Here is a 16966-nt window from a genome sequence, read left to right on the forward strand (position 1 = left end):
GTCAGCACAATGCGCGCATCAGGGAGAAAACAACAATGACCAGGAATCCATCGCGGCGCGATTTCAGCGCCGGCGCACTCGCCACCATCGCAGCATCGACATTGCCCGCGCCCTACGTCTGGGCCGCGGAGAAGAAGTACGATGCGGGCGCCAGCGACACCGAGATCAAGATCGGACAGACCGTGCCGCATTCCGGCCCCGGCTCGCTCTACGGCGTGCTCGGCCGCGTCGGCGAAGCCTATTTCCAGATGCTGAACGAGAAGGGCGGCATCAACGGGCGCAAGATCAAGTTCCTCACCATGGACGACGCCTACAGCGCGCCGAAATGCGTCGAGGCGACGCGGCGCCTGGTCGAGCAGGAGGAGGTGCTCGCATTGTACGGCTCGCTCGGCACCGCGCCGCAAACTGCCGTGCACAAATACCTGAACTCCAAGGGCGTGCCGCAGCTGCTGCTCAACACCGGCGCGTCGAAGTGGAATAATCCGAAAGAGTTCAAGTGGACGATGGCGGGCCTGCCGCTCTATCCGACCGAGGCGCGCATCCTGGCGCGGCACGTCGTCAGCGTGAAGCCGAACGCCAAGATCGGCATCCTCTACCAGAACGACGATTTCGGCCGCGACTTCCTTGCACCCTTCAAGAAAGTGCTGGCGGATGCCGGCGGCACCGCGCAAGTGATCATGGAGCAGACCTATGATCTCACCGAGCCGACCGTCGATTCCCAGCTCGTCAATCTCTCGAAGTCGGGGGCCGACGTCTTCTACAACATCTCGACCGGCAAGGCGTCGTCGCAGTCGATCCGGAAAGTGGCTGAGCTCGGCTGGAAGCCGCTGCAGCTTCTTTCCGCCGGCTCCACCGGCCGCTCGATCCTCAATGCCGCGGGCCTCGAGAACGCCACCGGCATCGTCGCGATCCGCTACAACAAGGAGGTCGGCCTGCCCAAATGGGAGAAGGACCCGGACGTGATGGCGTTCGAGGAGCTGCGCAAGAAGTACACGCCGGCGATCGACCCCGACAACACCATCGCCTTCGCCGGCTACGGGCAGGCCGCCACGATGGCCGAGATCCTGCGCCGCTGCGGCGACGACCTCACCCGCGCCAACGTGCTGAAGCAGGCATCGAACCTCCATGGTTTCCACTCGCCGTATTTCCTCGACGGCGTCACCTACAGCTACACGCCCGAGGACTACACGCCGATGAAGACGCTGTTCATCTCCACCTTCACCGGGAAAGACTGGGACATCTCCGACAAGCCGATGTCGGAATAGCACTCACATCGTCATGGCCGGGCTTGTCCCGGCCATCCACGCCCTTCCACGCAGCACAAAGAACGTGGATGCCCGGGACAAGCCCGGGCATGACGGCCTCTGCTGATTTTCAAATTGGACTTTGCTCTGCCAGCAGAGCGGAAGCGCAGCTAGCTGGCCATCGCCAGCCGATAGGCCTGCGCTGCATTCACTCCGAACGCCTTGTCCCGCACACGCGGGCCGAGCCTCGCGAGGCAGGCCTCCAGCGCGGTCTTGATCTCGCCGTAGCTCCCGGCGAGCAGGCATACGGGCCAGTCCGATCCGAAGATCAGCCTGTCCTCGCCGAAACATTTTGCGGCGTGCGCGACGAACGGAAACAGCCGTTCCGCATCCCAGTCGTCCCACACCGCCTCGGTCGCCAATCCCGAGATCTTGCACCAGACATTGCCGCAGGCTGCCAGCGCTGCGATGCGCTCGGTCCATTCCGCGCTGCCACCTTCGGCAATCGGCGGCTTGGCGGCGTGGTCGAGCACGAAACGGGCGTGCGGAAAGGCCTGGGCGGTGGCGATAGCCGCGGGCAGCTCGCGGCTGCGGACGAGGAAATCGTAAGCGAGATCGTGGGCGAACACCGCGGTGAGACCGCGCTGGACGTCCTCGCGCAGCAGCCAATCCGCGTCAAGCTCGTCGTGCACCTGGTGGCGGATGCCGACCAGCTTGTCTCCGCCAGGCAGAGCGCGCAGCCGGTCAAGCGTTTCGCCGAGCGCAGCATCGGTGAGATCGGCCCAGCCGACCACGCCGACAACCGAGGGCGTCGCAGCCGCGATACGCAGGAACTCCTCGGTCTCCTCCAGCGCGGAGCGGCATTGCACCACGATGCTGGCCTCGATGCCGTTCGCCAGTAGCAGCGGCGCGAGGTCGGCCGGGCCGAAGGCACGGCGGATCGGCGCCAGCTCGTCCGCCTCCATCCAGGGATAATCGGCGCGCGCCGGATCCCAGAAATGCTGATGGGAATCGACGATCATGCCTTAAGCTCCGCCCGGCAGAGGCGCGCGCGCATCGACGAGCCTTCGTGCCCGCAGCTCCTGCCAGAATGCCGGCGGCACCGCCTTTTCGGACATCGCGATGTTGTCGGCGACCTCGGCGGCGTTGCGCGCGCCCATCACGGCGACCGTCACCGCCGGATGGGCCATGCAGAATTGCAGCGCGGCCGCCTTCAGCTCGGTGGCGTGCCTGCGGCAGAGCTCGTCCAGCTCCAGCGCACGTGCCACGAGCGCCGCATCGGCATCCTGATAGTTGAATTTCGCGCTCGTCCGCGGATTGGCCAGGATGCCGCTGTTGTAGACGCCGCCGAGCAGGATGCCGATGTTCCTGGTTTGGCAGAGCGGAAACAGCGCATCAAGCGCGCCCTGGTCGAGCAGCGTGTAGCGGCCGGCAAGCAGGAAGCAATCGACCGGCACGGCTTGCGCGAAACGAACCAGCATCCCGGACTGGTTCATGCCGGCGCCGATCGCCTTGACAGTGCCCTCCTCGCGCAGGCGCTGGAGCGCGCGGAAGGCGCCGCTGACGGCGTCGTCGTAATGATCGTCGGGATCGTGGACGAGCAGGACGTCGACGCGGTCGAGGCCGAGGCGCTGCAGGCTCTCCTCCACCGACCGCATCACGCCATCATAGCTGAAATCGAACACCGGCCGCTCGCGCGGCGTGCCCTTGTAGTGCTCGTCCTCCGGGGCAGCGCCATCCGGTGCGCGCAGCAGGCGGCCGACCTTGGTCGAGATGACGTAGGAGTCGCGCTTCTGTTGCCGCAGAAAGGCGCCTATCCGCCGCTCCGCGAGGCCGAAGCCGTAGAGCGGGGCAGTGTCGAAGAATCGAACGCCGAGCGACCAAGCGCGTTCAATCGTCGCTTGCGCATCGGCATCGCTGACGGGTGAGAACAATCCGCCGAGCGGGGCGGAACCGAGGCCGATCGATGTGACATCGAGAGCGCCGAGCCGCGACCTTTTCATTCCCATTGCCTTCCAGCAGTCGTCTTCCAGTCCAAATCATGTCTCCCGCTTGCGGAAACCGCAAGCGGGAGAGGCATGCAGAAGCGCGGGGCTGGCAGCGCTCCTACTTCAACATCTGCGCGACGTTGTCCTTAGTGACGAGATCGAGGCCGGTGTAGACGATCTCCGGCACCTTCTCGCCCTTCTTGATGGCGAGCAGCGTGTCCATCGCCTTCTCGCCCATCTCGAACGGACGCTGGCCGACCAGCGCATTGGCATAGCCGTCACGCAGCAGCTCGAGCTGCATCTTCAGCGTATCGGCGACGACCAGCGTGAACTTGCCGGAATCGATGTCCTTCTTGTTCTTGCTGGCGAAGGCCTTGAAGCCTTCGGGCGCGAACATCGGCCAGCCGCCGATCGGAACGATGGCGGCGAGATCCGGCGTTGCGGTGCGCATGTCGGTCATCTGCTGGACCGCGAGCGCGGGATCGTCGTTGCAGAAGCTCGGCGAGCCCGCGACCTCGGTCCATTTCGAGCCCTTCAGCGCCTCGCGCACGCCGTCGACGCGCTCGGCGAGGTTCTTGGCGCCAGGTCCGCCGGAAACCATCGCGTATTTGCCGCCGTCGGGCCGCAATTTCAGCAATTCCTTGCCGAGGGCGAGACCGAACTCCTTGTTGTTGGTGCCGATATAGGCGATGCGCTTGGAGCCCGGCGCGTCGGCATCGAAGGTGATGACGGGAATGCCGGCAGCAGTCGCGGCCTCGATCGACTTGGTCATGGCCGCGACGTCCGCGACCGAGATGGCGAGACCATCGACCTTCTGCGTGATGAAGTCCTGAATGATCTGGGCCTGGGTCGCCGGCTCATGCTCGACCGGCCCCTTATAGATGCATTCGATGTTGCCGAGCTCCTTGGCGCGCTTCAGGCAGCCGTCGCGCGCAAAGTCGAAGAACGGATTGTTCATCGCCTTCGGCACGATGACGAAGCGGTAGTTCGCAGCGAATGCCGGCGTCGCCATCATCGCAACCGCGATACCGGCTAGAAGCAGTTTCCTCATTGTCTCCTCCACTCTTGTTGGTGCCTATCCCCTCGAAAGCCCCCGGGAAGCGGATAGGCGGCGTTTTCCTTGCCTTCCCGAGATGTCTTCATTTCAGGTCATCCGCGAGCGGACGCGGTCGACCAGCACAGCCAGAATGATGATCACGCCGACCAGCGCCTGCTGCCAGTACGAGCTGACCTGGGCCAGCACGAGGCCGTTGCGGATCACCTCCAAAAGCACGCAGCCGACGATGGCCCCGAGCGGACCGCCGATGCCCCCGGCGAGATTGGCACCGCCGATCACGGCCGCCGCGATCACGTTGAGCTCGTAGGAGGTCGCCATGTTGGCCGGCGCCGATCCGAGCCAGCCGGAGATGATGATGCCCTGCAGGCCCGCGGCGAGCGCGCAGATCACGTAGACCTCGATCTTCACACGCACCACCGGAATGCCGGTGAGCTCGGCCGCCTTCTCGTTGCCGCCGAGCGCAAAGACGTGGCGGCCGAACGAGGTATGGTGCAGGATCACCGCCATCGTCAGCGCCAGGATCACGAGATAGATGAACGGCGCCGGCACGCCGAGCACGTCACCGGAGGTGAGCGCATAGAAATAATCGGCATCCGGCCCGCCGGGGAAGCTGCCGCGTCCGTTGGAGACGACATAGCCGAGCCCGCGCACGATCGAGAGCATGCCGAGCGTGGTGACGAAGGGCGACAGGCCGAGCACCGCGATGCAGAAGCCATTGAAGAGGCCGGCAATCAGCGCGACGCCGAGGCCGGCGAGGATCGAGATGAGCAGGATCAGCCCCGGAACATTGGCGAGCACCGTCTTGCCGTCGGCGGCCATGTGCACCAGCGGCGAGCCCGGCGCCGACAGCTCGGTCATCACCATTGAGGTGATCATGGCGGAGAAGCACATCATCGAGCCGACCGACAGGTCGATGCCGCCGGTGATGATCACGAAGGTGACGCCGAGCGTCGCGATGGCGATGAAGGAAAAGTTCTTCGCCACGTTCTGCATGTTGCCCTGGCTGAAGAAGTACGGGCTGGCGAAATGCATGATCACCAGCAGCACCGCCAGCGCGAGCAGGACATAGCCGGTCTGCGAGGCGAAGATGCCGCGCTGCCACCATCTGATCTTGCCGACATTGGTGAAGCTGATCGGGGATTCCATGGGCATGGCCATCACGCGGCCTCCTTCGCACCGGTGATGAGGGCGGTAACCTCCTCGGGGGAGGTCTGGTGAATCGGCTTGTCGGCACGCTTCTCGCCGCGCCGCATGACGACGACGCGGTCGCAGACGGCGAACACGTCCGGCATGCGGTGCGAGATCAGCATCACGGCGACGCCCTGCTCCTTCAGCCGGTGAATCAGGCCGAGCACCTGCTCGACCTGGCGCACCGAGATCGCGGCGGTCGGCTCGTCCATCATGACGAGCCGCGCGTTGGAAAGCCGAGTGCGCGCGATCGCGACCGCCTGGCGCTGGCCGCCCGACATCTGCCTGACGAGATCGTCGGGGCGCGTCTCCGAGCGCAGCTCGCCGAACAGCTCGAGCGCGCGCGCGGCCATCGCCTTGTGGTCGAGCAAGGCGATGGGGCCGAACCTGCGCTTCAGCTCGCGGCCGAGAAAGACGTTGGCGGCGGCCGACAGATTGTCGGCCAGCGCGAGGTCCTGGTAGACGACCTCGATGCCGACGGCGCGGGCATCGACGGGACGGTTGAAATGCACCGCGTTGCCGGCAAAGCGCATCTCGCCATGGGTGGGCCGGAAATTGCCGGCGATGATCTTCACCAGCGTCGACTTGCCGGCGCCGTTGTCGCCCATCAGGCCGACCACCTCGCCGGGCCAGACCTGCATGTCGACGTCGTGCAGCGCGCGGATCGCGCCGAACTCCTTGCCGATGCCGGTGAGCTCGAGCACCGGCGTCGCGTCAGCCTTCGTCATCAACGGTGTTTCCTCAGACATAGCGGTTGACCAGGGATTCCAGATATTCCTGCCGGCCCGAGCGCGGCTGCGGGTCGAAGCCGGGAGACATCGCGCGGTCGGCGAGATCGGCGAGCGAGCGCTGGCCGCCGAGAATGGCGCGGCCCTCTGGCCCCGCCCAGCCCTCGTAGCGTTTTGCCAGCGGCGCGCTCAGCGCCCCGGCGTCGAGCATGTCGGCGGCGGCGAGGAAGGCGCGCGCGCAGGCATCCATCGAGCCGACATGGGCATGGATGAGATCATCGGGATCGATCGACTGGCGGCGGATCTTGGCATCGAAATTGAGCCCGCCCGTGGTGAAGCCGCCGCGGTTCAGGATCTCGTGAAACACCAGCGCCAGCTCCGGCACGTTCATCGCGAACTGGTCGGTGTCCCAGCCGAGCAGATCGTCGCCGCGATTGATGTCGAGCGAGCCGAACACGCCGAGCGCCTCGGCCAGCGCGACCTCGTGATGGAAGGAATGGCCGGCGAGGATGGCGTGATTCTGCTCGATGTTGAGCTTGACGTCCTTGAGCAAGTCATAGCGTTCGAGGAAGCCGTAGCAGGTGGCGACGTCGAAATCATATTGGTGCTTGGTTGGCTCCTTGGGCTTGGGCTCGATCAGGAGCGGGCCCTTGAAGCCGATTTTGTGCTTGTGCTCGACGACGAGCGAGACGAAGCGGCCGAGCTGGTCGAGTTCGCGCTTGAGATCGGTGTTGAGCAGCGTCTCGTAGCCCTCGCGTCCGCCCCACAGCACGTAGTTCTGCCCGCCGAGCCGGTGCGTCACCTCCAGCGCGGCGCGGACCTGGCCGGCGGCATAGGTGAAGATATCAGGGTCCGGATTGGTGGCCGCGCCCGCCATGTAGCGGCGGTGCGTGAACAGGTTCGCAGTGCCCCAGAGCAGGCGAATCTTGCTCGATGCCATCTTCTGCTCGAACAGATCGGCGATGGCATTGAGGTTGGCGACGGACTCGGCGAGCGAGCTGCCTTCCGGCGCCGCATCGACGTCGTGAAAGGTGAAGAAGGGAACGTCCAAGAGGCGGAACAGCTCGAAGGCGACATCGGCCTTGGCGCGGGCCATCGCCATCGCGTCGGTGCCGTGGTGCCAAGGCCGCAGGAACGTCTCGCCGCCGAAGGGATCGCCGCCCGGCCAGCAGAACGAATGCCAATAGCAGACCGCAAAGCGCAAGTGATCCTCGAGCCGGCGGCCATGCACCAGGCGGTCCTTGTCGTACCAGCGGAAGACGGGCGCGCCTTCGGCCTCCTTGCCGCCGAAGGCGACGGGTGCACTTGCATCGAAGAATTTGGCTGGCGCGTTCACTTAAAGAGACTCCTTCAATGCGGGATAGAGCGTGCGCCATCGCCGATAGGCCTCATCATAGGCCGCAGCGACGGACGGGCGGGGTGTGAAGCTTGCGAGCCGCCGCGGGCGCGTGCAGACCTCCGCGGGGTCCTCGCCTGTTACGGCGAGCCGGCCGAGCCGCGCTGCGCCGAGCGCGGCGCCCACCTCGCCTTCCTCGACGCGATGGACGGGCATGCCGAGCACGTCGGCGCAGATCTGCGCCCACAGCGGCGAGCGCGAGCCGCCGCCGACGAGATCGACCTCAGTGATCGGCCCGCTGGCTGCGCTCAGCGCCGCCAGATTGTCACGCGCGGCAAAGGCGACGCCTTCGAGCACGGCCTGCACAATCTCCGAGCGCCCGGTCGCGCCGCGCAGGCCGACGAAGGCGCCGCTGGCGGCGGCGTCGTTGTGCGGGGTGCGCTCGCCGTCGAGATAGGGGAGGAACTGGACCGGGCCCGGTGCATCGACGCGCTCGCCGAGCGGCGCCAGGAGCGCTGCGGCCGGCGTCTCCATCACCCCGGCGAGCCAGGCGAGCGAGGCTGCGGCCGACAGCATCACGCCCATCTGATGCCAGAGGCCGGGAAGCGCGTGACAGAAGGCATGCACGGCCGAAGCCGGCGCCGGCGCGAAGCGATCCGTGACGCGGAACAGGACGCCCGACGTTCCCAGCGACAGGAAGGCATCGCTAGGTGCGATGGCGCCGAGCCCGATCGCGCTGGCCGCATTGTCACCGGCGCCGCCCGCGACCACGACATTTTTCGCCATGCCCCAGCGCTGCGCGTATTCGGGCGCGAGCACCGCACTCACCGCACTGCCCTCGACGAGACGCGGCATGTGGTGCAGATCGAGCCCGGTGGCATGCAGCAGCAGCGCGGACCAGCGGCGCAGGCCGACGTCGAGCCACAGCGTGCCTGATGCGTCCGACATGTCCTCGACCATCTCGCCGGTGAGGCGATAGCGGACATAGGCCTTCGGCAGCAGCACCTTTGCCACGCGATCGAAGATCTTCGGCTCGTGCCGTGCCACCCAGAGCAGCTTCGGCGCGGTGAAGCCCGGCATCGCGAGATTGCCGGCGATCGCGTGCAGCGAGGGACAGCGCCGCTCCAGCGCCGCGCATTCGGCCTGCGAGCGGCCGTCGTTCCAGAGGATGGCCGGACGCAGCGGCCGGCCGTCCTCGCCAAGCAGCGTCGCGCCGTGCATCTGACCGGACAGCCCGATGCCGCGCACCTGCGCGACCTCGTGCGGATGGCGCGCGGCGAGATCGTCGACGGCGCCGACGGCCGCATCGACCCAGGCGTCGGGATCCTGCTCGGACCACAGCGGCGCCGGGTGCGACAGCGCAAGCTCGCGCGTCGCCGTCGCGGTCACCGCGCCGGCTTCGCTTACGAGCACCGCTTTCACACCGGACGTGCCGATGTCGATCCCGAGATACAAATCGTCCTCCCTTTCACCTGCCGCGGGAGAGCGATCTTGCGTCGCTTTTCCCCGCTGGCGGCCTGTTGCCAAATCCACCTGCCGCTAGGGCAGATTGTCCCGCATCACGATGTCGATCCTGATCTTCTCCTGTTCGCTCAAGATCGGCTCGCCGCGGGCGAGCGCGAGCAGCACGCGGACGGCCGCGCGCGCTTCATGTCCGGGGTTCTGCGAGATCGCGGCATCCATCACGCCCTGCAGCAGCAATCGCCGCGTCAGCGCGGTGACGTCGTGCCCGACGAACACCACCTGCTTGTCGCGCCCGGCCGCGCCAGAGGCCTTGTCGTTGAGCGCTTTGGCGACGCCCTGGGTGCCGGCGCCGACGTTGTAGAGGCCGACGATGTCGGCATGCTTGCCGAGCAGCCGCGCCAGCAGCTGCTCCGAACGGTCGTCCTCGTCCCGCCCTTCCAGCACCGGCAGCACGCTGAGATCGGGGAATTCGGTCGCCATCACCTGGTTGAAGCCGAAGATGCGCTCGGCATGGTCGCGCAGCCCCTGCGAGCCGGCAACGATCGCGACCTTGCCGGACCTCTGGCCGACCAAGCGCCCGACCAGCGCGCCGGCGGTGCGGCCCGCAGCGATGTTGTCGATGCCGACATAATGGTGGCGGCGCGAGGACGGCACGTCCGAGACCAGCGTCACGACCTTGGTGCCGGCATCGACGAGGTCGTTGATGGCGGCGCGGACGCTCGGATGGTCCAGCGCCACCACGGCGACGCCGTCATAGTCGCCCGACAGCGCCTCGAGCGAGGCCGCGAGCGCGGCTGGCTCGAACACGTCGGTTGCGATCATCTCGACATTGAGGCGGCGGGCCGACAGCCAGGCCGCCATCTCGCCGAGATAGGCCTCGATCTGCTGCATGAACGGGTTCGGCCCCGACGGCATCACGAAGGCGAAGCGGCGGGCGCGGCCGCGCGCGAGCTCGGCGGCGGCCACATGCGGCTGGAACGAATTGCGCGCAATGGCGTCCTTGACGCGCCGGACCGTATCCGGGCGGACCCCCGGCCGGTTGTGCAGCACGCGGTCGACCGTGGCGAGGCTGACACCGGCCTCGCGGGCGATGTCCTTCAGCGTCAGCACAGTCGGGCTCAGGGTCTCGGCCATGGCTGAAGGCTAGCAGAGGTGTTTTGAGGTACGCAACTCATTTAATGAGGGGGTAGGTCTTTTTGCGTCGTGGCCGAGGAACAGCTCCCCGAGCGGACCGTTGCCGGGGCGTGCGTAACGACATCACCCATGAGCCCGGCGAGGGGCTGAGCCCGACGCTCGAGCGCAACATCCAGGCGCTGGTCGCGCGGCGGCGCCGCGAGCAGCAGGCGGCTAGCGGCCAGGACAAGCTCGCCGACGCGATCACGGCCTTCACCGGCAGCATGATCTTCGTCTACCTGCACCTCGCCGTGTTCGGGTTCTGGATCATCGCCAACCTGCATTGGATTCCGGGGCTTCCGGCCTGGGACGAGAGCTTCGTCGTGCTGGCGATGATCGCCTCGGTGGAGGCGATCTTCCTCTCCACCTTCGTGCTGATCTCGCAGAACCGCATGACCGCGGCAGCCGACAAGCGCGCCGATCTCGATCTCCAGATCAGCCTGCTCGCCGAGCACGAGCTGACCAAGGTGGCCCACCTGCTCACCCAGGTCGCCGAGCGGCTCGATGTCAAGCCGGACGCGAAGCGCGACCTGGAGGAAGCGGCCCGGGACATCGCCCCCGAGCGCGTGCTCGACAAGATCGAGGAGACGCGCTCGTAAAGCGCGATGCGATTAGGATGAATCGTCATCGCGCTTTACGTTGTTGTTTGAGCATGATCTTTTCGGAAAACCGCTTCACACTTTTCCGGATCATGCTCTAGCTATCGCCGCTCTGGCGCCGACAGGTCGAGCGTCAGGAACAAGCTGTTGGGATCCTCGACATAACCCTCGAACGGGCTACAGGCGACGAAACCGTGCGCGAAATAGAGTGCGTGCGCCGGCTTGAAATAGTCCCACGAGCCGGTCTCGAGGCTGAGCCGCGTCAGGCCGCGCGCACGGGCCTCCGTGATGACGTGACGCAGCATCTGGCCGCCATAGCCGCGCCGGCGCGCGGTCTGCAGCGTGTGCATCGACTTGACCTCGCCATGGCTCGCCGAAAGCGTCTTCAGCGCACCGGTCGCGACCAGCGTCTCGCCGTCCCAGCCGGTCCAGAACGCGACCTCGGGTGCACGCAAGCCCGCGAGATCAAGCGCATGGGCGCTGCCCCGCGCCGTCTGCGCCCGCGCGGTCGTGACGTGGTGATCGAGCAGCGCGACGACGCGCGGATCGTAGGTGTCGCCGGTGCGGATCTGCATCGTGCTCGTCTCCATGCCCTGCCCTCACATCTTGCCGTAGGACGCGCCGCGCCGCGTGATAATGACGTAGCGCGCGTCCTGCCTGGTTTCGTTCTCGAAGATCACGGCGCGCATCACGTCGAAATCCAGACAATCGCCCTCGCGCAGCCGCACCGCCTTGGCATCGATATGCACGGCGATCGCGCCCTCCAGCATCAGGAGCTGCTGGGTGAAGGCGTTGCGGCCCCAGGGGCTGTAGGAGACGCGCGCGCCGGCCGGAAGGTCGACCACGATGATCTCGATGCCGCTGGCCGCATCCGGCGGCGAGGCATGACGCCGGCGATAGCCGCTGTCGGGATCGCGCCAGAGCGGCTGATCCGCAAGCCGCACCAGGCGCTCCGGCGGCTTCTCGGCGAGCGCGACGACATCGCTGAGCGTGACGTCGAGCGCGGCGCAGAGCTTGTTCAGCAGCGCCGCCGTCGCGCTGCTCTGCGCCCGCTCCACCCGCCCGATCATGGCCCGGCTGACGCCGGAGCGGCCTGCAAGCTCGTTCAACGTCATGCCCGCCTGCGTCCGCAGCGTCTTCAGCCGCCGGCCGATGGCGCGGTCGAGTTTTTGTTGGTCCATCTCTTTGCAGGTCCTGGCCTTCATCCGAACATTGCCCGGCACGAGGACCGCACCCGCCGGACGCCCTGGAGCTTAAGCCGGGGAAGCAGTGCGTGCCGGGAGCAAAGGATCAATATATTGGAATCTTTGCGCCGCTCGCGAGAGCGAGTTCGTCACGCCGGCACTGATGAAAAATTCAATCGGGGAAACTATTGGAGCGGGCGAAGGGAATCGAACCCTCGTATGCAGCTTGGGAAGCTGCCGTTCTACCATTGAACTACGCCCGCGGATGCGCGGTTCACGCCCCTCCTGATTAGCCGAGACGGCGCGCCCCGCCAAGCGGTTTGGCGCGACCGGCGGGGCGGTTGTTAACGTCCTGATAAGATTCCAGGTGCGCCGGATTGTGGCGGTGTTATGATCGCTTGTCCGGGGGAAAACGTGCACTGAGTGGGGCGTGTGCATGGTGGGGCGAGCTTACGCGATATTCGACACGGCCATCGGCCGTTGCGGCATCATCTGGAGCGGCACCGGCGTGGTCGCCGTGCAATTGCCGGAGGCGCGGGAGATCGACACCCGGCGCCGGATTTTCCAGGTCCATCCCGAGGCGCGGGAGCAGCGCCCGTCCGAGAATGCCGAGCTTGCGATCGAGGGCATCACGGGCCTGCTGCAAGGCCACGATCCCGATTTCTCCGAGGTCAGCCTGGACGCCGGCGGGGTGCCCGGCTTCAACCGGCGCGTCTACGAGTACGCCTGCAGCATTCCCCGCGGGGAAACGCGCACCTATCATGAGGTGGCCAAGGCGCTGGGTGCCTCCGGCGCGGCCTATTCCGTGGCGCAGGCGATTGCGAAAAATCCTTTCATGCTGATCGTGCCCTGCCACCGGGTGCTGGAAACAGGCAATTCCACCGACCGGCTCTCGCCCTATGGCGGCGTGATCTCCAAGCGGCGGCTGCTGGCGCTCGAAGGCGCCCATCCGATCGCCAGCAAGACCTTGTTCGAGGTGCTGCTGCCGGTTGCCCCGCCGAGACCCTCCACTTAGATAAGGCGGCATGCACGCCACCACGCTGCTGACGACGCCATCGATAAGTGTTTCCGAGTTTCGCTGCGATGCGGGACCGGACGACACGCCGTTTGCGGAATGCCGCACCGGCCATTCCATCGCCTATGTCCGCTCCGGCAGCTTCGGCTGCCATTGCCGCGCCGGCTTCTTCGAGCTGGTGGCGGGCTCGATGCTGGTCGGCGCCCCCGGCGAGGAATACACTTGCACGCATGAGCACGTGTCCGGCGACGTCTGCCTCGGCTTCTTCTTCAGCGAGGAGCTGGTCGACGCCCTCGGCGGGCGGCGCGAGATCTGGCAGATCGGCGCGACGCCGCCGCTGCCCGAGCTGATGGTGCTGGGCGAGCTGGCCCAGACGGCAGCAGATGGCAACAGCGATCTCGGCCTCGACGAGATCGGCCAGATCCTGGCCGGCCGTTTCGTCGACGCCGTCTCGGGCAAGGCGCGCAAGCCGGCCGCCCCCACCGCACGCGACCGCCGCCGCGCTGTGGAGGCCGCGCTGTGGATCGACGACAACTCGCATGCCGAGCTCGACCTCGAGCAGGCCGCAAGGCAGGCGGGCCTCAGCCCGTTTCATTTCCTGCGGCTGTTCTCGGCCGTGCTCGGCGTCACCCCGCATCAATATCTGTTGCGCTCGCGGCTGCGGCACGCCGCGCGCAGGCTTGCCGACGAGGACATTGCCGTCACCGACATCGCCTATGACGTCGGCTTCGGCGACCTCTCCAATTTCGTCCGCACCTTCCATCGCGCCGCCGGCGTGTCGCCGACCAAGTTCCGCCAGGCGTCGAAGGGGGAGCGCAAGATTCTCCAAGAGCAGCTTGCCCTCAACTGACTAGGGTCGTCTCCGGCGCGTGCCAATCGCGGCACGCATTTCGCAATGGAGACGATCATGTACGACCACATCGGACTGCGCGTTGCCGACCTCGACGCCGCCACGCGCTTCTACAGCGCGGTGCTGGCACCGCTCGGCTTCGTCCTGTGCTCGAGCGGCGACGGTTATGCCGGCTTCGGGCCGAAGGGCGAGCCGGCGCTGTGGCTGCACCTGAACCAGGGCCGGAAGGCCGACGGCGTCCACATCGCCTTTCGCGCCGGTGATCATGACGCGGTCAAGGCGTTTCACAGCGAGGGCCTCCGGCATGGCGGCCGGGACAATGGCGGCGCCGGGCCGCGCAGGGATTACAGCCCGACGTACTATGCGGCCTTCCTGATCGATCCCGACGGCAACAATGTCGAGGCGGTTTGTGTGTGAGGCGCAAACGATCACAGCACAAACGCCGTCATTCCGGGATGGTGCGTAGCACCAGACCCGGAATCTCGAGATTCTCAGGTGCGCAATTGCGCACCATAGTTCGGCTCTCCGAGCCGCCCCGGAATGACTCCGACAAAGGGGAATATCCATGGCCTCCATCCACAACGACATCTTCCTCCCCGCCTCCGCGCGCGCCGTCTGGGACGCGGTGCGCGATTTCGGCGCGCTGCATCGGCGGCTGGTGCCCGGCTTCGTCACCGCCTGCACGCGCGACGGCGATGCGCGCATCGTCACCTTCGCCAACGGCTCGGTCGCGCGCGAGGTGCTGGTCGATTGCGACGATGCGCGCCGGCGCCTTGTCTATGCCATCAACAACGAGCGGCTGAGGCATTACAGTGCCTCGGTGCAGGTCATTGCCGAGGGCGAGACGAGCTGCCGCCTCGTCTGGATCATCGACATGCTGCCGAACGAACTCGCGCCTTACGTTGAGGGACAAACCAAGGAGGCGGTGGCCGCCATGCACAAGGCGTTTCCGCCCGCGGCGGCCTGATCATTCACTGTGAGTTTTCTCACAGAAACCCGGCCTCGCCGGCCGTAACCATGCCCGCGTGCGTCCGGTCGGCTCTGCTCTCCCGGCGGCGCCACGCACGCGAGGAGCATGCCATGAGAGGTGCGGACAAGGTGATCTGTCAGGCAGCCGTGATGCTGCTGCTGTTTTCGATCTCGAGCGTGCCGGCAAAGGCGCAATTTCTCGGCGGCGGAGCGGCCAGCGGCGAGGACATGATGACGCAGATGGCGCCGATGCTGGAGATGATGAAGGCGAAGATGGGCAAGCGCCGCTTCGCCATGCTGATGCAGACCATGGGCCCGATGATGAGCCGCATGATGGAGAACGGCGGCGGTGGGCTCGGCGGCCTGATGGGCGGCGGCAATTTCGGCGGCGGATTCGGTGCACCGAGCTATGGCGGCTACATGCCGATGGGCGGCGGCACCATGCCGGTCGGGATCGGCAGCATGGGCGGCGGCGACATCATGGGCATGCTCGGCGGCACCGGCGGCAGCGACATGATGGCGATGATCCCGCAATTGATGCGGCTCGCCAATACCGGCGGCGGCGGCCATCGCCGCCACAAGCGTCGCTAGTTGCCAGCCGAAAGCGCCGGGCTGATCGCAGGCTTCGTCTGGCGCGGTCCCCAGCGTGTCAGCACGACGCTGGAGCACGACAGCAGGCCGAGCACGACCATCGAGCTTGCGGCGAGCCAGAAGAAGCTCTGCGCGCCGGCGCCGTGCGTCGACAGCCACCAGCCGACGCCCGCGATGTAGATCAGCCGCGCGGTCTGCGCCAGCACCGGCCCGATCACCTTGGCCGCGCCTTGCGAGGAGAAATACATCGTCGTGGCAAGGCCGAAGAAGGCGTAGAACGGCCCGACCGTCGAGAGATATTGATGGCTCGCCGCGCGCACAGCTGCGCTGTCGGTGAACATGTTGACCCAGAGATCGGGGAAGATCGCAACAAAGCATGCCGGCGCGCCGACCGCCACGAAAGCGGCAACGCTTGCCGTCCAGGCGATGCGCCGGGCGCGCGCGATGCGGCCGGCGCCGATCGCCATCCCGACCATCGGCACGCAGGCGATGCCGAACGAGAACGCGATCGAGGTCAGCAGGAATTCGAGCCGCGCGCCGACGCCGTAGCCGGCGAGGATCGCGGTGCCGAACTGCGCCAGCATGTGGGTGAAGATCGAGATCGTCAGCACCGATTGCAGCGGCGAGAAGCAGGCGATGGCGCCGACCTTCAGGATGTCGAAGAACATCGCCCATCGGATGCGCAAGCCCCGCAGCTTTAGCGTGATCCGCGCGCGGCCGGAGAACAGGTACCAAGCCATGATGCCGATGTTCATGGTGTAGGCGATCAGCGCGCCGGCGGCGACGCCGCGCATGCCGAACTGCGGCACCGGCCCGAGCCCGAGGCCGAGCGTGCCGCCGAGCACGATCTGCCAGGCTGCGGAGTTGAGGATCAGGAATGACGGCAGCTTCATGTTGCCGGTGCCGCGCAAGATGCCCGCCATGGTGTTGAGCAGCCAGGGCAGCACGGCACCGCCGAAGAACACCTGGGTGTAGGCGATCGCATGCGTCAGCACATCGCCGCGGCCGCCGAGCATCTCGAGCAATCTCGGCCCGAAGATCAGCATGCCCAGCATGAAGACCAGGCCGAAGCTGATGCCGATCAGCATCGCGTGCACGGCCAATGCGCCGGCGCGCTCGCGGTTCCCGGCGCCGAGCGCACGCGCGATGGCCGAGGCCACCGCGCCGCCCATGGCGCCGCCGGACATCGTCATGGTCAGAATGATTGTCGGAAACACCAGCGCCATCGCCGCCAGCGCCTCGACGCCGAGCCGGCCGACATAGGACGTCTCGGCGATGACGACGCAGATGCCGGCCGACAGACCGATCACGTTCGGCCAGGCGAGTGAGAGCAGCGTGCGCAGGATCGGCCCCTCGGTCAGCGCGCTTCTGAGCGGCGGCGGAGGCGACGGCAGCGGGCGCTCTTGCTCATCGACCGGGATTTCGGCGATGTCGGACATGTCCTCTCCCGGGCGCGGGCGCCGTTTGCGGCGCGGCAATCACTTGGTGTGCCAATAACTTCGTTCGCGCGAAAGGCGCGGCTGAGGCTTGTTAGCACGGCGCGCTCCGATTCCACCTGCGCCTGATGCAGGCGTGCCCTG

Annotated in this window: 18 protein-coding genes and 1 tRNA gene; 7 read left to right on the forward strand and 12 right to left on the reverse strand. The window is 66.7% G+C overall.

Annotated features, from left to right (window positions below; translation table 11 throughout):
* The first annotated feature begins 35 nt into the window (after positions 1–35).
* Positions 36–1265, forward strand: coding sequence for an ABC transporter substrate-binding protein (locus HZZ13_RS15630; protein WP_197960452.1), 1230 nt, complete (start codon positions 36–38; stop codon positions 1263–1265).
* 149 nt (positions 1266–1414) lie between these two features.
* Here the strand turns inward: HZZ13_RS15630 and HZZ13_RS15635 are convergent, their stop codons facing one another.
* The 8 genes from HZZ13_RS15635 to HZZ13_RS15670 form a co-directional block, all read right to left on the reverse strand.
* Positions 1415–2266 (reverse strand): amidohydrolase family protein, encoded by an 852-nt coding sequence (locus HZZ13_RS15635; RefSeq protein ID WP_197960453.1) that lies wholly within the window; start codon positions 2264–2266, stop codon positions 1415–1417.
* 3 nt (positions 2267–2269) lie between these two features.
* Positions 2270–3247, reverse strand: coding sequence for an aldo/keto reductase (locus HZZ13_RS15640; protein WP_197960454.1), 978 nt, complete (start codon positions 3245–3247; stop codon positions 2270–2272).
* 103 nt (positions 3248–3350) lie between these two features.
* The gene (locus tag HZZ13_RS15645; protein ID WP_197949178.1) at positions 3351–4283 is read right to left on the reverse strand and encodes a sugar-binding protein; all 933 of its coding nucleotides are present in this window, start codon (positions 4281–4283) and stop codon (positions 3351–3353) included.
* Positions 4284–4376: 93 nt separating this feature from the next.
* Positions 4377–5447 carry an ABC transporter permease gene (locus tag HZZ13_RS15650; protein WP_197960455.1) on the reverse strand — a complete coding sequence of 357 codons (1071 nt, stop codon included), beginning with the start codon at positions 5445–5447 and terminating at the stop codon, positions 4377–4379.
* Complete coding sequence (locus HZZ13_RS15655; protein WP_197960456.1) at positions 5447–6205, reverse strand: ATP-binding cassette domain-containing protein; 759 nt, start codon at positions 6203–6205, stop codon at positions 5447–5449. Before HZZ13_RS15655 ends, HZZ13_RS15650 begins: the two co-directional genes overlap by 1 nt.
* Before the next feature lie 13 nt (positions 6206–6218).
* Positions 6219–7541 (reverse strand): xylose isomerase, encoded by a 1323-nt coding sequence (gene xylA, locus HZZ13_RS15660; protein WP_197960457.1) that lies wholly within the window; start codon positions 7539–7541, stop codon positions 6219–6221.
* Positions 7542–8996, reverse strand: coding sequence for a xylulokinase (gene xylB / locus HZZ13_RS15665; RefSeq protein ID WP_197960458.1), 1455 nt, complete (start codon positions 8994–8996; stop codon positions 7542–7544).
* Positions 8997–9080: 84 nt separating this feature from the next.
* Positions 9081–10139, reverse strand: coding sequence for a LacI family DNA-binding transcriptional regulator (locus tag HZZ13_RS15670; RefSeq protein ID WP_197960459.1), 1059 nt, complete (start codon positions 10137–10139; stop codon positions 9081–9083).
* Between the two features lie 110 nt (positions 10140–10249).
* Here HZZ13_RS15670 and HZZ13_RS15675 point away from each other — a divergent pair, with 110 nt between their 5' ends.
* Positions 10250–10777, forward strand: coding sequence for a DUF1003 domain-containing protein (locus HZZ13_RS15675; protein ID WP_197960460.1), 528 nt, complete (start codon positions 10250–10252; stop codon positions 10775–10777).
* 101 nt (positions 10778–10878) lie between these two features.
* Here the strand turns inward: HZZ13_RS15675 and HZZ13_RS15680 are convergent, their stop codons facing one another.
* The 3 genes from HZZ13_RS15680 to HZZ13_RS15690 all read right to left on the reverse strand — a co-directional run bounded on the left by HZZ13_RS15680 (position 10879) and on the right by HZZ13_RS15690 (position 12224).
* A complete protein-coding gene (locus HZZ13_RS15680; protein WP_197960527.1) occupies positions 10879–11352 on the reverse strand; it encodes a GNAT family N-acetyltransferase in 474 nt (157 codons plus the stop codon).
* Positions 11353–11376: 24 nt separating this feature from the next.
* Positions 11377–11958, reverse strand: coding sequence for a helix-turn-helix domain-containing protein (locus HZZ13_RS15685; protein ID WP_197949170.1), 582 nt, complete (start codon positions 11956–11958; stop codon positions 11377–11379).
* Between the two features lie 192 nt (positions 11959–12150).
* A tRNA-Gly gene (locus tag HZZ13_RS15690) sits at positions 12151–12224 on the reverse strand.
* A gap of 173 nt (positions 12225–12397) precedes the next feature.
* On the opposite strand from HZZ13_RS15690, the gene HZZ13_RS15695 reads away from it, so the two are divergent.
* From HZZ13_RS15695 to HZZ13_RS15715, 5 genes are all read left to right on the forward strand, one after another.
* A complete protein-coding gene (locus HZZ13_RS15695) occupies positions 12398–12976 on the forward strand; it encodes a methylated-DNA--[protein]-cysteine S-methyltransferase (protein ID WP_197960461.1) in 579 nt (192 codons plus the stop codon).
* Positions 12977–12986: 10 nt separating this feature from the next.
* Positions 12987–13826, forward strand: a complete 840-nt coding sequence (locus HZZ13_RS15700) for a helix-turn-helix domain-containing protein (RefSeq protein WP_197960462.1) — start codon at positions 12987–12989, stop codon at positions 13824–13826.
* 57 nt (positions 13827–13883) lie between these two features.
* Complete coding sequence (locus HZZ13_RS15705; RefSeq protein WP_197960463.1) at positions 13884–14243, forward strand: VOC family protein; 360 nt, start codon at positions 13884–13886, stop codon at positions 14241–14243.
* Positions 14244–14391: 148 nt separating this feature from the next.
* Positions 14392–14793 (forward strand): SRPBCC family protein, encoded by a 402-nt coding sequence (locus tag HZZ13_RS15710; protein WP_197960464.1) that lies wholly within the window; start codon positions 14392–14394, stop codon positions 14791–14793.
* Between the two features lie 113 nt (positions 14794–14906).
* On the forward strand, positions 14907–15386 hold the full coding sequence (locus HZZ13_RS15715) for a hypothetical protein (RefSeq protein WP_197960465.1): 480 nt from the start codon (positions 14907–14909) through the stop codon (positions 15384–15386).
* Here the strand turns inward: HZZ13_RS15715 and HZZ13_RS15720 are convergent.
* Positions 15383–16825 (reverse strand): MATE family efflux transporter, encoded by a 1443-nt coding sequence (locus HZZ13_RS15720; RefSeq protein ID WP_197960466.1) that lies wholly within the window; start codon positions 16823–16825, stop codon positions 15383–15385. The genes HZZ13_RS15715 and HZZ13_RS15720 overlap by 4 nt on opposite strands.
* Positions 16826–16966 lie beyond the last annotated feature (141 nt).

The organism is Bradyrhizobium agreste, assembly GCF_016031625.1.
Lineage (GTDB): Bacteria > Pseudomonadota > Alphaproteobacteria > Rhizobiales > Xanthobacteraceae > Bradyrhizobium > Bradyrhizobium agreste.

Bases quoted from the DNA above. Each gene is read 5' to 3' on its own strand.
- HZZ13_RS15685 (WP_197949170.1), bottom strand. From the start codon at position 11,958: ATGGACCAACAAAAACTCGACCGCGCCATCGGCCGGCGGCTGAAGACG.
- HZZ13_RS15650 (WP_197960455.1), bottom strand. From the start codon at position 5,447: ATGGCCATGCCCATGGAATCCCCGATCAGCTTCACCAATGTCGGCAAG.
- HZZ13_RS15720 (WP_197960466.1), bottom strand. From the start codon at position 16,825: ATGTCCGACATCGCCGAAATCCCGGTCGATGAGCAAGAGCGCCCGCTG.
- HZZ13_RS15630 (WP_197960452.1), top strand. From the start codon at position 36: ATGACCAGGAATCCATCGCGGCGCGATTTCAGCGCCGGCGCACTCGCC.
- HZZ13_RS15670 (WP_197960459.1), bottom strand. From the start codon at position 10,139: ATGGCCGAGACCCTGAGCCCGACTGTGCTGACGCTGAAGGACATCGCC.
- HZZ13_RS15635 (WP_197960453.1), bottom strand. From the start codon at position 2,266: ATGATCGTCGATTCCCATCAGCATTTCTGGGATCCGGCGCGCGCCGAT.
- HZZ13_RS15700 (WP_197960462.1), top strand. From the start codon at position 12,987: ATGCACGCCACCACGCTGCTGACGACGCCATCGATAAGTGTTTCCGAG.
- HZZ13_RS15645 (WP_197949178.1), bottom strand. From the start codon at position 4,283: ATGAGGAAACTGCTTCTAGCCGGTATCGCGGTTGCGATGATGGCGACG.
- HZZ13_RS15695 (WP_197960461.1), top strand. From the start codon at position 12,398: ATGGTGGGGCGAGCTTACGCGATATTCGACACGGCCATCGGCCGTTGC.
- HZZ13_RS15710 (WP_197960464.1), top strand. From the start codon at position 14,392: ATGGCCTCCATCCACAACGACATCTTCCTCCCCGCCTCCGCGCGCGCC.
- HZZ13_RS15715 (WP_197960465.1), top strand. From the start codon at position 14,907: ATGAGAGGTGCGGACAAGGTGATCTGTCAGGCAGCCGTGATGCTGCTG.
- HZZ13_RS15640 (WP_197960454.1), bottom strand. From the start codon at position 3,247: ATGAAAAGGTCGCGGCTCGGCGCTCTCGATGTCACATCGATCGGCCTC.
- HZZ13_RS15655 (WP_197960456.1), bottom strand. From the start codon at position 6,205: ATGACGAAGGCTGACGCGACGCCGGTGCTCGAGCTCACCGGCATCGGC.
- HZZ13_RS15705 (WP_197960463.1), top strand. From the start codon at position 13,884: ATGTACGACCACATCGGACTGCGCGTTGCCGACCTCGACGCCGCCACG.
- HZZ13_RS15680 (WP_197960527.1), bottom strand. From the start codon at position 11,352: ATGCAGATCCGCACCGGCGACACCTACGATCCGCGCGTCGTCGCGCTG.